Here is a 13,038-nt window from a genome sequence, read left to right on the forward strand (position 1 = left end):
GCAGCCGCCGGCGGGTGGTGGGTCGGCACGTACGATGGGCGGGTGAGTGAGGCTGAAGCGACCCGGACCGGTAAGCGTGTGATCCTGGCGAAGCCGCGCGGCTACTGTGCGGGCGTCGACCGGGCGGTGCAGACCGTCGAGGAGGCGCTCAAGCTCTACGGCGCGCCGATCTACGTCCGCAAGCAGATCGTGCACAACCAGCACGTGGTGCGGACCCTGGAGGCCAAGGGCGCCATCTTCGTGGAGGAGAACGAGGAGGTGCCGGAGGGTGCGACCGTGGTCTTCTCCGCGCACGGTGTCGCCCCCGAGGTCCACGAACAGGCGCGGAGCCGCTCGCTGAAGGCGATCGACGCGACCTGCCCGTTGGTCACCAAGGTGCACCAGGAGGCGAAGCGGTTTGCCGCCGAGGACTACGACATCCTGCTGATCGGTCATGAGGGGCATGAGGAGGTCATCGGCACCGCCGGCGAGGCGCCCGAGCACATCCAGCTCGTCGATGGCCCCCAGGGCGCCGAGCGGGTCACCGTCCGGGATCCGAACAAGGTGGTGTGGCTGTCCCAGACCACCCTGTCGGTGGACGAGACGTTGGAGACGGTGGCCCGGCTGAAGAAGCGGCTGCCGCTGCTCCAGTCGCCGCCGAGCGATGACATCTGCTACGCCACCAGCAACCGGCAGCACGTGGTCAAGCAGATCGCGTCGGACTGCGACGTCATGATCGTGGTCGGCTCCACGAACTCGTCGAACTCGGTGCGGCTGGTCGAGGTGGCCCTGGACGCGGGTGCGCGGGCCGGCCACCTCGTCGACTTCGCCCGCGAGATCGACGACGCGTGGCTCGAGGGCGCCCGCACAGTCGGCCTGACCTCGGGGGCCAGCGTCCCCGAGGAACTCGTCCAGGAGGTTCTCGCGCACCTCGCGGCGCGGGGCTTCACCGATGTCGAGGAGGTGGTGACCGCGGACGAGCGGTTGACCTTCTCACTGCCGCAGGAGCTGAAGCGGGACATGCGGGCGGCGGCGGCTCACGGTTGAGCGGTGGGGACCCGCTTCGACCGGACGGGCCGGGCCGGGTGGCGGCAACGGCGGGACGGGAACGAACCGACGGGCCGGAGCGTCCGAAACGGTATGAGAAGCCCTTGGCTCGCCACCCCGGCGTTGGCCGTCTGCCTGGCGCTCAGTGCCTGCGGCAGCGGCCAGGGCGCGGGTGCTGGCCCCCCGACCGAGATGGGAGCGACGCCCGTGACGACCCCCACCGATCCGGAACCAAACCCCGCCGACAGCGAGCCCACCACCCCGGCCGCCCCGAGGTCAACGCCGGCCTCCGTGCCGACGCGTACCCCGAAGGAGCCGGCGGGCGCGAGTAAGCCGCCGCCGGTCGGCGCCGCCACCCTGACCGGCACCGTGCAGGCCGGGGTGGAGTCCGGATGTCTGCTGCTGGATGGATACCTGCTGGTGGGTGGGCCCCGTGCGGTACTGACCCCCGGCGCGTCGGTGCTGGTGACCGGGAAGATCCAGCCGGACGTGGTGACCACCTGCCAGCAGGGCATCCCCTTCCTGGTGGAGACGGCCTCCCGGCAGGGCTGACCCGCCCGCCGAAACCGACGGAGCCCGCCCCCGGTCACCGGGGACGGGCTCCTGCTGGTTTCGGGTACGGGTCAGTTCACCGAGCCGATGGCGACGGTGCCGCGGCCGACGACCGCCCCCTCCGCCGTCACCACGGTCAGCTCACCCTGCAGTTCCCGGCCGTCGGCCGGGCCGGCCAGGGCGGTCACCGTGCCGCCGAAGATGTCGGTGTCGCCGTGCCCCAGGGCGAGCGGGGTCGCCGGCGCCGACAGGGTGCCGAGCGCCGGGGCGGAGAAGGAGTCCCGGTAGTCGTAGGCCGTGCTGCCACCGAGGCCGTCCACCGAGTACCCCTCGACCACGATCCGGTAGGTGCCCGCAGCCGGGTTCGACAGCGCAACCGCCTCCTCCGAGTCACCGTCTGCGGAAAAGCCGAGCAGCGTGCTGCCCTGGTAGACGTAGAGGTCCAGGTCGGCTCCGGCGTTCGCCGGGTTGCCGATCCGGGCCACGAACTCGGCCGCGTCGGCCGGCACCTCGACGTGGAACTCCTGCGCGGCGTCCTCGGCGATGGTGGGGCGGTCGGTGTGGACGCTGGCGAGCGGGCCGCCCTGGCCGGTGACGGTGACCGGGCCATAGGTGTTGGTCAGGCTCCACTCGACCGGGGTCGGCGCACCGGCGTCAACCACCGGTAGTTCGACCGCGGCCGGCTCGAACGCCACGCCCTGGATCCGCGCCGTCAGTTGGTACGGGTTGTTCAGCGACGGCGAGGTGCGACGCGACTCCACCTCGATCTGCCAGACCCCGGGGAGCGGGTTCTGGTAGTCCCGCTCCTGCGGGTTGCAGGTGTCGGGGTCGGAGTAGTTGGTGAAGCAGACCCGGCTGGAGGTGCTCTCTGTCGGTACGCCGTACGGGTTGATCGCGATGAATCGGGTCTGCGAGCCGGTGGCGATGCCGGCGAGGTTCAGCTGGAGCGCCTCGGTGCCCGGCGGAACGGTCACGAAGTAGGACTCGAAGCCGTTCCGGTGGACCGAGCCTTCGGCCGCGAAGGAGAAGTCCGGCTTACGGGTGTCGTTGCTGGCCACGACCACGAGGGAGACCTCGAAGTCGATCGTGTTGGTCGCCGGGTCGTCCACCGTCATGATCGCACCGTGCGCGCCCGCGTCCGGCCGGGCGACGACGGTGACGGTAACCGTCCGGTTCAGGGGCAACGCGACGGACTTTGGCGCCTGGAAGGTGCCGTCATTGCCGTGCAGCGCGATGTCGTGCCTGACGGTGCCGGTCGGCCCGCTGGTACGGGTGATCTTGACCCGGTAGGTCTTCTTCTGGCCGATCCGGTGACCCCCCTCGCCGGTGGGGCACCGGTTGTAGACGCCGGTACCGCGGTGCGGTGTCCCCAACTGGTCGGAGAGGACGGTGCAGACCGGCGCCACCGAGGTGTACGAGCGGGTCTGCACGCCCTTGCGCAGCAGCTTCCACGCGCTCGACACGTTCACCATGCCGTAGCCCTGGCCGTACGTTGGCACGTCCTTGATCGGCTTCGCCGAGCTGTACAGCGCGCGGCGCAGCATCTGCGGGGTGACGCCGCGGTCGGTCGCCCGGGCGGCCGAGAGCAACAGCGCGGCGGCCCCGGCGGCCTGGGGAGAGGACATCGAGGTGCCGTTGAACATCCCGTAGCCCGGCGGCAGCGCGTAGCCGGCCTCGGGGACCGGGCTGCCCGCCTGCCAGAGCGGGATGGTGGAGATCGCCGCGCCGGGTGCGGCGACGTTCGGCTTGCTGCCGCCGTCCTCGCGTGGGCCCCGGGACGAGAAGTTGAACAGCGCGTTCTTGGTCCGCACCACCGAGCCGTAGTTGGCCAGCCAGGTGTCCTTGCTGACGCTGGCCGCGACGCTGATGACGTGCTGGGCGACCGACGGGTCGCCGACGGTGTTCAGGCCGGGGCCGGAGTTGCCGGCGGAGATGACGAGCTGGACGCCGTAGGTGGTGATGAGGTTGTTGTACAGCTCGGCGCGGGCGTTGTCGCCGTCGTTGAGCGCCGGCAGACCACCGATCGACATGTTGACCACGTCGACACCCCGGTTGATGACCAGGTCGGCCATGCCGCTGGTGAGCGCCGAGAAGGTGCAGCCACCGCCCCAGGAGCAGGCGCGGGACGAGACGAGCTGGGCGCCGGGCGCGGCCCCGTCGAAGACCTCGTTGCCGAACATGTCGTTGGCGGCGGTGATGCCGGCGACGTGACTGCCGTGGGCGTCCGAGACGATGCCGATGTTGACGTAGTCGACCAGGCCGGGGCCGCCGACCGGGGTGGTGTCGACGTCCTCCCGGAACTCGACCACGAAGGGCAGCTGCTCGCGGATGGTGGTTGCCGGGTCGTCCGTGCCGAAGTGCCCGGTGTCGAACTTCTCCTGGTACGGACGCATGACGGTCTCGTCGGTGAAGTCTCCGTCGAGGTCAACGTCGATCAGGATGTCGTTCGTGGCGGGGTCGTAGAGCACGCCCCACTCGTCGGTGGTGTCGCCGTCGCGGTTGACGTCACCGAGCAGGTCGCTGCCCGTGGTGATCGCCTCCCGGAAGATGTTGAAGCGGTAGCTGCCGGCCGGTGCCGTCCAGGTCCCGCCGGCCGACTCGAACGACGGGCCGGTGACCTCGGTGATCATCGGGCGCCAGGTGGCGTCCTCGAACGGGTGCGTCGCGGTGACCCAGTCGACGATCTTCCGGTCGCCCGTGGTGGTGTGCTGGAGCGCCGGGTGGTCCAGGTCCACTCCGGAGTCCATGATGCCGATGGTGATCCCCCGGCCGTCCCACTCGGGATTCTGGTCGACGAACCTGACAGCGCCGGTTTCGCCGGCCGGCAGGTAGGGGTTGTCCGCGCGGGTGTCGGCGCCGGGGCCGCCGAGCGTGCTGCCCTGCTTGGCGGCCTGCTGGCCGTTGGTCACCGGCCGCGGGTCGGCGAGCTGAATCGTCTCGTCCAGGTCGACGGCGGCGACCCCGGGCAGGGTGGCGGCCTTGATCACCTTGTTGGTCGGGACGGTGGCCAGGACGTAGCCGATGGTGTCGTATTGGTCCGTGACGGCCGCTCCGAGCTCGGTCAGGTCCGCGGCGACCTCCTTCGCCTCGTCCTTCTCGGTCGCGACGATCAGGGTTACGGTGTCGGCCTTCTGCGCTTCCGCCTCGGCCAGGAGTTTGGCGTCGTGCGAACCCAGCACCTCGACGGGGGTGGATGGGGTGTCGGGTGCGGCGCTCGCGGTGGCGGCGCCGCCCGCGACGGTCACGGCGCTGGCGGCCATGATCGAGGCGAAGAGTCCGGCGGAGGTGCGCCGGCTCAGCTTTCGGGGTTTGCTCACGTTCTCTCCTCCGGAGAACAGGGCCCTCAGTTCCAGGGCACAGGTGAGCGGTATCCTTCGGCTATCGATGCCCGTTGTCACTATCGACCGGGGCGTCGTGACCATCTCGTGACATGCCGGTTCGCCGCTGTCGCACCGGATCCGCGCCCCGTCCATCTACTGCAGAGCGATTTGCCGTCCATTCCGGAGTGAATTCCAGCAGCTCCGGCGCCTGCGGCTGGCGGGGGGCGAGCTCCACCTGTGCCGGCGGCGCCAACTCCTCGTCGGAGACGCCCAACTCGGCGAGCTTGCGGGCGCTGACCAGCACCCTTGACTCCAGCGAACCGACCGCCCGGTTGTACGCCGTTACCGCCCCGCCGAGTGCGGACCCCAGCCGGCCCACGTGCTCGCCGAGCGTAGCGAGCCGGCCGTGTAGCTCCCGGGCGAGCGAGTGCACCGCCACCGCGTTGCTGGCCAGCGCCGCCTGCCGCCACGCGTAGGCGACCGTACGCAGCAGCGCGACGAGGGTGGCCGGGGTGGCCAGCACCACGTTGCGGGTGAAGGCGTGCTCCAGCAGGGTCGGGTCGCGCTGGAGGGCGACGTCGAGGAACGGGTCGGCCGGCACGAAGAGCACCACGAACTCCGGTGCCGGGTCGAACGCGGTCCAGTACGCCTTCGCGGCCAGCGCGTCCACGTGGGCCCGCAGGTGTTTCGCGTGCGCGTCCAGGTGCGCGTCGCGTCCCCGTTCGTCGCGGGCCTCCATCGCGGTTAGATACGCATCGAAGGGTGCCTTCGCGTCCACCACCACCGACCGCCCCCCGTGCAGGCGAACCACCAGGTCGGGGCGGACCGTCTGCTGATCGGTCGCGGCTGTTACCTGCTCGGCGAAGTCGCAGTGTTCCAGCATGCCGGCCGCCTCGACGATGCGGCGCAGCTGGTGCTCGCCCCACCGCCCCCGGACCTGCGGTGCCCGCAGTGCCGCGACGAGCTGTTTGGTCTCGGTGCGCAGCTCACCGGAGACCGTGCTCATGGCGCGCACCTGCTCGCGCAGCTCGGCGTAGGCGTCAACCCGGTCCCGCTCCAACTCGGCGACCCGCTGCTCGTAGCGGTGCAGCGTGTCGTGCAGGGGAGCCACCGCGCGGGCCACCGCCTCCTGGGACTGCGCGGTCGCCTCGTAGCCCAGCGTCCGCAGGGACTGCTCCAGCCGACCCTCGCCCGCCTGCGCGGCGGCCAGCGTGGCCTCCAGCCGGGCCAGCTCGGTGGCGGACCGGGCCCGGGCGGCGTACCACCCCACCGCGCCGCCCGCCGCGAGGCAGCCGAGCATCACGGCCAGCGTCGGAAGCTCCATGTCACCGAGCATCTCAAACGGGTACGACCGAGGCGGCCTCGGGCGGATCGAAGGTGGTGCCGGCCCGCCTCCATCGCGGCTCGCCTCCATCGCGGCTCGGCGAAACGGCGCGTCCGCGGTGTTCAGCCGGTGTTGCGCATGCCGGCGGCGATGCCGTTGACCGTGGTGAGTAGGGCGCGTTCCAGGGCGGTGCCGTCGCTGGGCGCCCGACGGCTGCCCGGCGCCGTCACCACCGCCCGGCCCGGCGCGCCGGAGTCCCGGTACTGCTGCAGCAACGCCACCTGGAGGTGGTGCAGCGGTTCCAGGTAGGTGTCGCGTACCGCCAGCGTGCGCTGGAGCACCGGGGCGTTCTCCAACAGCTCCGGGGAGGCGGTCACGGCGAGCACCTCCCGCCGGGTCAGCTCGTACTCCTGCTCGATCTTGTGGAAGATCGGGTGCAGCTTCTTCGGTACCAGCGTCTCCACGTACCGGCGGGCGATGGTCAGGTCGGTCTTGGTCAGCATCATCTCCACGTTCGACAGGAACGTCCGGAAGAAGTGCCAACTGCGGTGCATCTCGGCGAGCACGTCCCCGTGACCGGCGGCGCGGGCCGCCGCCAGCCCGGAGCCGACGCCGAACCAGCCGGGGACGATCTGTCGGGTCTGGGTCCAGCCGAACACCCACGGGATGGCCCGCAGGCCGGCGAGCCCGGCACCCGTGTTCGGCCGCTTCGCCGGTCGGGAGCCGATGTTCAACGCGCCGAGCAGTTCGGTCGGGGTGGATGCCCAAAAGTACGCCGGCAGGTCCGGATCCTCGACCAGGTCCCGGTACGAGCGGTAGGCCGCCGCGCTCACCACGTCCATCGTCGCGTCCCAGCGTTCCAGCATCTCGGCCGGCTGCCGGGGCGCGGTGTGCAGCAGCGTCGACTGGAGCACCGCGGCCACGGTCAGCTCCAGGTTCTCCCGGGCCAGCGCCGGCAGGCTGTACTTGTCGGAGATCACCTCGCCCTGCTCGGTCACCTTGATCTCGCCGTCGAGGGTCCCGTACGGCTGGGCCAGGATCGCGTCGTGCGTCGGCCCACCGCCCCGGCCGACGGTGCCACCCCGGCCGTGGAAGAGCCGCAGCTGCACGCCGTGCCGGGCGGCCACGTCCCGCAGCGCGCGCTGGGCCCGGTGGATGGACCACTGGCTGGTGGTGATGCCGGCCTCCTTGTTGGAGTCGGAGTAGCCGAGCATCACCTCCTGGACGTCGCCGCGGGCGGTGACCAGGGCCCGGTAGGCGGGCAGCGAGAGCAGCTCGTCCAGCAGGTCACCGCCGGCGTTCAACTCGGCGGGGGTCTCCAGCAGCGGTACGAAGCCGATCCGGGCCCGGCTGCTGTGCACGTCCACCAGCCCCGCCTCGCGGGCCAACACGACGGCGGCGAGGACATCGTCGACGCCGAGGGTCATCGAGATGATGTACGACTCGATCACCTCGGTTCCGAACCGGTCCTGGGCCTCGCGGATGGTGCCGAAGACATCGAAGGTCCGGCGGGCCGACTCGGTCAGCGGAGTGTCGAGCGTGGACAGGGGTCGGCGCCCGGCCAACTCGTCGGCGAGGAGCTTGGTGCGTTCCAGCCGGCTCAGCGCCGGGTAGTCCGACACCTCGCCCACCGCACCGAAGAGCTGGGTCAACACCTCGTGGTGCTTCTCGGCGTGCTCGCGGACATCCATGGTGGCGAGGTGCAGGCCGAAGGCGGAGACCGTACGGATGGTCGAGGCGAGCCGGCCCACGGCGGTGAGCTGACCGGAGTTGCGGGCCAGCGAGGCGCGCAGCAGCTCCAGGTCGGCGATCAGCTCACCCGACCCGCGGTAGTCCCGTCCCGGCGTGTGCGCCGTGCCCTGGCGTAGCCGCTGCCGGGTGTTGGCGAGCTTCGACTTCACACACCGGGCCTTGAGCCGGTACGGCTCCTCGGCGTTCACCCGACGGAACCGGGGCGCCACCTCGGGCAGCGCGTCGAGGTCGGCGGCGAGGCTCGCGGAGAGATCCAGCGAGACGCCGCGCAGCCGCCGGGAGACGGAGACCTCATTGATCAGTTGGTCCATCGCCTTGTCGGTGGCGGCGATGCCGTGCTCGTGTGCGATGACCAGAACCTCCCGGGTCACCGCGGGCGTGACGAACGGGTTGCCGTCCCGGTCCCCCCCGATCCAGGTGCCGAAGGTGAGGGGCCGGGCGGTGGGTGCGGTCTCCACGCCGAGAGTGCGGAGCGTGTCGGCGAGGTCGTCGAGCACCTGGGGTGCGGCCTCGGCGTAGAGGTCGCGTAGGTAGTAGATGGCGTTGCGCGCCTCGTCGGTCGGGTCCGGCCGGTCGAGCCGCAGCTCGTCGGTCTGCCACATCAGGTCGAGGAGCTCGGCGAGGCGGCGGTTGGCCGGGCCCTCGTCGCTGGCGCCATAGAGGACCGCGTTGGTGGTCTCGGTGTCCAACTCGTCGGCGATCGCGCGCAGCTTGGACAGGATGGAGCGGCGGGCGGCCTCGGTGGGGTGGGCGGTGAAGACCGGTCGGATGGCCAGCCGCCGCGCTGCCGCCGCGATCTCCTCGGCGGGAACGCCGCGCTCGGCGATCATCTTGGCGGTCTGGTCCAGCCAGCCGCCCTGCACGGCCCGACGACGCCGCAGATCCCGGGCGCGATGGACCTGTTCGGTGATATTGGCCAGGTGGAAGTAGGTGGAGAAGGCGCGGGCCAGCCGGGTGCCGGTGGCGACATCCAGCCCGGCGAGCCGCTGCGCGGCGGCCGGGGCGTCGGTGCGAACCTGGGCGCGGATCTCCTCGACCAGGTCGAGCAGGGGCCGCCCCTCCTGCCGGGCGAGGGTCTGGCCGAGCAGGGTGCCGAGGCGGCGGATGTCGGCGCGCAGGGCGGCGTCGGGGCCGTCGTGGTCGTGCTGGTCGGTCACGATGCGCTCCTTACGTGAGTACGAAGGACAGCGCTGTCCGACTCCCAGGATCGTAACCGCGGGAACCGGGTGGAGCCCACGGGGTGTCCTGGTTCACTCCTGGCGCGCCGCTTCGGCCCGCCGGGGATCCGCGGCACGTGGCCGTTGACCCGCTCCCGGAGCGATAGGGTCAACGGGTCAACCCCTCGTTCAGCCGGACGAGGGGCGCTCGTCGTGCCGTCGCCGTGGAAGTGATCATATGCTCACCGGACTCTTCGCCGCCGCCCTCGCCGACCCGGCCCTGGTGCGGGCCCGGGACCTGGCGCGATCCGGCGCGGCCCAGGTCGACGGGCTCGACCTCACCGCACCGCCGGCCCTGCGTCCGTTCGCGGTCGCCGCCGTGGCCGCCGACGAGCCGGTGGGGGGCGCGGGGCGCCCGGTGCTGGCGATCACCGCCACCACCCGGGAGGCGGACGACCTCGCCGCCGCGCTGGGCTGCCTGCTCCCCACCGACCAGGTGGCGGTCTTTCCGTCCTGGGAGACACTGCCGCACGAGCGGCTCTCGCCGCGCTCCGACACCGTGGGCCGCCGGCTGGCGGTGCTCCGTCGTCTCGCCCACCCCGAGGCGACCGACGCGCAGGGGCGCAGTGGCCCGCTGCGGGTGGTCGTCGCTCCCGTCCGATCCCTGCTGCAACCCCAGCTCAAGGGGCTGGGGGACCTGGAACCGGTGCGACTGTCCGCCGGCGACGAAGCGGACCTCGAAGAGGTGGCGCGCCGGCTCACCGACATGGCGTACGCGCGGGTGGACCTGGTCACCAAACGCGGTGAGTTCGCGGTGCGCGGCGGAATTCTCGATGTCTTCCCGCCCACCGACGAGCACCCGTCCCGGGTCGAGTTCTGGGGCGACGAGGTGGAGGAGATCCGTACCTTCGCCGTGGCCGACCAGCGCACCATCGAGCAGGTGGACCAACTCTGGGCCCCGCCCTGCCGGGAGCTGCTGCTCACCCCGGCCGTCCGGAAGCGGGCCGCCGTGCTGGCGGCGGAGCACCCGGAGCTGGCGGAGATCCTCGATCGGCTGGCCGAGGGCATTCCGGTCGAGGGAATGGAGTCGCTCGCTCCGGCGCTGATCGGTGCCGACTCGATGGAGCTGCTGCTGGACACCATGTCCGCGGGGACCCACGTGCTGCTCTGCGACCCGGAGCGGATCCGTACCCGGGCGCACGACCTGGTGCGTACCTCGGCGGAGTTCCTCCAGGCGAGCTGGGCCGCGGCCGCGGTCGGCGGCGCGGCCCCGATCGACCTCGGCGCGGCCGCCTTCCGGACGCTCGCCGACGTCCGCGCGCGGGCCCGCGAGCTGCGGCAGCCGTGGTGGACGATCTCCCCGTTCGGGCTGGCCGAGCCGGCCCTCGCGCGCCAGCCGTGGGAGGACGAGCCGGACCAGGTCGACGTCACCCCGGACGACGCGATCGCGGTGACGGTGGCGGCCCAGCCCGCGCCGCTCTACCACGGTGAGACGGCGCGGGTGGTGGAGGAACTGAAGCGTTGGGCCGGCGAGGGCTGGTCGGTCGCGCTGGTCTTCGCGGGGCACGGCCCGGCCCAACGGGCCGTCGAGGTGCTGCACGACGCCGGGCTCGGCGCCCGTCTGGTGGACGAGGTGACCTCGGCGCCGGCGCCCGGCCAGGTCCTGGTCAGCTGTGGGGCACTGACCGGTGGTTTCGTCGCTGAGGCAGCCCGTTTCGTCCTGCTCACCGGGGACGACGTCACCGGCGGCCGGGGCGCGTCGACGCGGGACATGCGTAAGTTGCCGAGCCGGCGGCGCAACACCATCGACCCGTTGGAGCTGCGGGCCGGCGATCACGTGGTGCACGAGCAGCACGGCATCGGCCGCTACGTCGAGTTGGTGCAGCGGGTCGTCAACGGGGCCAGCCGGGAGTACCTGGTTATCGAGTACGCCCCGAGTAAGCGTGGCCAGCCGGGCGACCGGCTCTTCGTCCCCACCGACCAGCTCGACCAGCTCTCCCGGTACGTCGGCGGTGAGCAGCCGGCCCTGCACAAGATGGGCGGCTCGGACTGGCAGAAGTCCAAGGCCCGGGCCCGCAAGGCGGTCCGGGAGATCGCCGCGCAGCTGATCCAGCTCTACGCCGCCCGCAAGGCGTCCAAGGGGCACTCGTTCGGCCCGGACACCCCGTGGCAGCGGGAGCTGGAGGACGCCTTCCCCTGGCAGGAGACGCCGGACCAGCTCGCCGCGATCGAAGAGGTCAAGCGGGACATGGAGCAGACCGTCCCGATGGATCGGCTGATCTGCGGCGATGTCGGCTACGGCAAGACCGAGATCGCCGTCCGGGCGGCGTTCAAGGCGATCCAGGACGGCCGGCAGGTGGCGGTGCTGGTGCCCACCACCCTGCTGGTGCAGCAGCACTACAACACCTTCGCCGAGCGGATGAGTCAGTTCCCGGCGACGATTCGCCAGCTGTCTCGGTTCCAGACGCCGAAGGAGGCCGAGCAGACCCTGGAGATGGCCGCGGCGGGCACCGCGGACATCGTCATCGGTACCCACCGGCTGCTGCAGGCGTCCGCCCGGTTCCGCTCCCTGGGGCTGGTCATCGTGGATGAGGAGCAGCGCTTCGGGGTCGAACACAAGGAGCAGCTCAAGTCGGTGCGGGCCTCGGTCGACGTGCTGAGCATGTCGGCCACCCCGATCCCCCGGACCCTGGAGATGGCGATCACCGGCATTCGGGAGATGTCCACCATCGCCACCCCGCCGGAGGAGCGGCACCCGGTGCTCACCGCGGTCGGGGCGTACGACGAACGGCAGGTGGCCGCCGCCATTCACCGTGAGTTGCTCCGGGACGGCCAGGTCTTCTACCTGCACAACCGGGTGGAGTCGATCGAGCGGGCGGCGCGGCGGCTGCGGGAGCTGGTCCCCGAGGCGCGGGTCGCGGTGGCGCACGGCCAGTTGGGCGAGGAGGCCCTGGAGCGGGTCATGGTCGGCTTCTGGGAGAAGGAGTTCGACGTCCTGGTCTGCACCACGATCGTCGAGTCCGGCATCGACATCCCGAACGCCAACACCCTGATCGTCGAGCGGGCCGACCTGCTCGGCCTGGCCCAGCTGCACCAGATCCGGGGCCGGGTCGGCCGGGGCCGGGAGCGGGCGTACGCGTACTTCCTCTACCCGTCGGACAAACCACTCACCGAGCACGCCCACGAGCGGTTGGCGACCATCGCCCAGCACACCGAGCTGGGTGCCGGCATGTACGTGGCGATGAAGGATCTGGAGATCCGGGGCGCCGGTAACCTGCTCGGCGGCGAGCAGTCCGGCCACATCGAGGGCGTCGGTTTCGACCTGTACGTGCGGATGGTCGGGGAGGCGGTGCAGGCATTCAAGGGGGAACGCCCGGAGGAGGAACCGGAGATCAAGGTCGATCTGCCGGTGGATGCCCACCTGCCGCACGACTACGTCGGGGTGGAGCGGCTGCGCCTGGAGATGTACCGCAAGCTCGCCGAGGCCCGGGACGAGGAGCGGCTGCGCGCGGTGGTCGCCGAGCTGACCGACCGCTACGGCGAGCCGCCCGCCCCGGTGCAGAACCTGGTGGCGGTGGCCCGGTTCCGGCTGCTCGCCCGCCAGTACGGGCTCACCGACGTCAGCATGCAGGGTCGCAATCTACGGTTCGGCCCGTTGCCGCTACCGGACTCGAAGCAGCTGCGGCTCAAGCGCTACCACCCGGACGCGGTCTACAAGCAGGCGCTGGAACAGGTCAGTGTGCCCCGGCCGAGCACCCGGCGGGTCGGCGGCGAGCCCCTGCGCGACCAGGCGCTGCTGGAGTGGTGTGGGCAGCTCCTCGCCGATGTGCTCGGCCCGCCCCGGGAGCCGGCCGGTGCCGCCAACTCCACGGCGCACGGCGGGCGGTGAGGTGGCGCAGCTCCAGCC

At 71.6% G+C, this 13,038-nt stretch carries 5 protein-coding genes and 1 pseudogene; 3 read left to right on the top strand and 3 right to left on the bottom strand.

Features of this window, described 5'->3' with window-relative positions:
• Window positions 1-42 precede the first annotated feature (42 nt).
• A complete protein-coding gene (locus T398_RS03905; protein WP_496444618.1) occupies window positions 43-1,026 on the top strand; it encodes a 4-hydroxy-3-methylbut-2-enyl diphosphate reductase in 984 nt (327 codons plus the stop codon).
• Between the two features lie 93 nt (window positions 1,027-1,119).
• Window positions 1,120-1,578 (top strand): hypothetical protein, encoded by a 459-nt coding sequence (locus tag T398_RS03910; protein WP_496444620.1) that lies wholly within the window; start codon window positions 1,120-1,122, stop codon window positions 1,576-1,578.
• 71 nt (window positions 1,579-1,649) lie between these two features.
• Here T398_RS03910 and T398_RS03915 read toward each other — a convergent pair whose 3' ends face one another.
• The 3 genes and pseudogenes from T398_RS03915 to ppc all read right to left on the bottom strand — a co-directional run bounded on the left by T398_RS03915 (window position 1,650) and on the right by ppc (window position 9,131).
• Window positions 1,650-4,895 (bottom strand): S8 family serine peptidase, encoded by a 3,246-nt coding sequence (locus T398_RS03915; RefSeq protein WP_496444622.1) that lies wholly within the window; start codon window positions 4,893-4,895, stop codon window positions 1,650-1,652.
• Window positions 4,896-5,070: 175 nt separating this feature from the next.
• A pseudogene (locus T398_RS03920) lies at window positions 5,071-6,234 on the bottom strand (DNA recombination protein RmuC); the annotation flags it as partial.
• A 110-nt stretch (window positions 6,235-6,344) separates the two neighbouring features.
• A complete protein-coding gene (gene ppc / locus T398_RS03925) occupies window positions 6,345-9,131 on the bottom strand; it encodes a phosphoenolpyruvate carboxylase (RefSeq protein WP_496444624.1) in 2,787 nt (928 codons plus the stop codon).
• Window positions 9,132-9,369: 238 nt separating this feature from the next.
• Here ppc and mfd point away from each other — a divergent pair, with 238 nt between their 5' ends.
• The gene (mfd, locus tag T398_RS03930) at window positions 9,370-13,020 is read left to right on the top strand and encodes a transcription-repair coupling factor (protein ID WP_496444626.1); all 3,651 of its coding nucleotides are present in this window, start codon (window positions 9,370-9,372) and stop codon (window positions 13,018-13,020) included.
• Window positions 13,021-13,038: the final 18 nt, after the last annotated feature.

The organism is Salinispora goodfellowii, from assembly GCF_059570675.1.

Excerpts from the sequence above, each read along its gene's own strand:
- T398_RS03910 (WP_496444620.1), top strand. The coding sequence starts at position 1,120 with ATGAGAAGCCCTTGGCTCGCCACCCCGGCGTTGGCCGTCTGCCTGGCG.
- mfd (WP_496444626.1), top strand. The coding sequence starts at position 9,370 with ATGCTCACCGGACTCTTCGCCGCCGCCCTCGCCGACCCGGCCCTGGTG.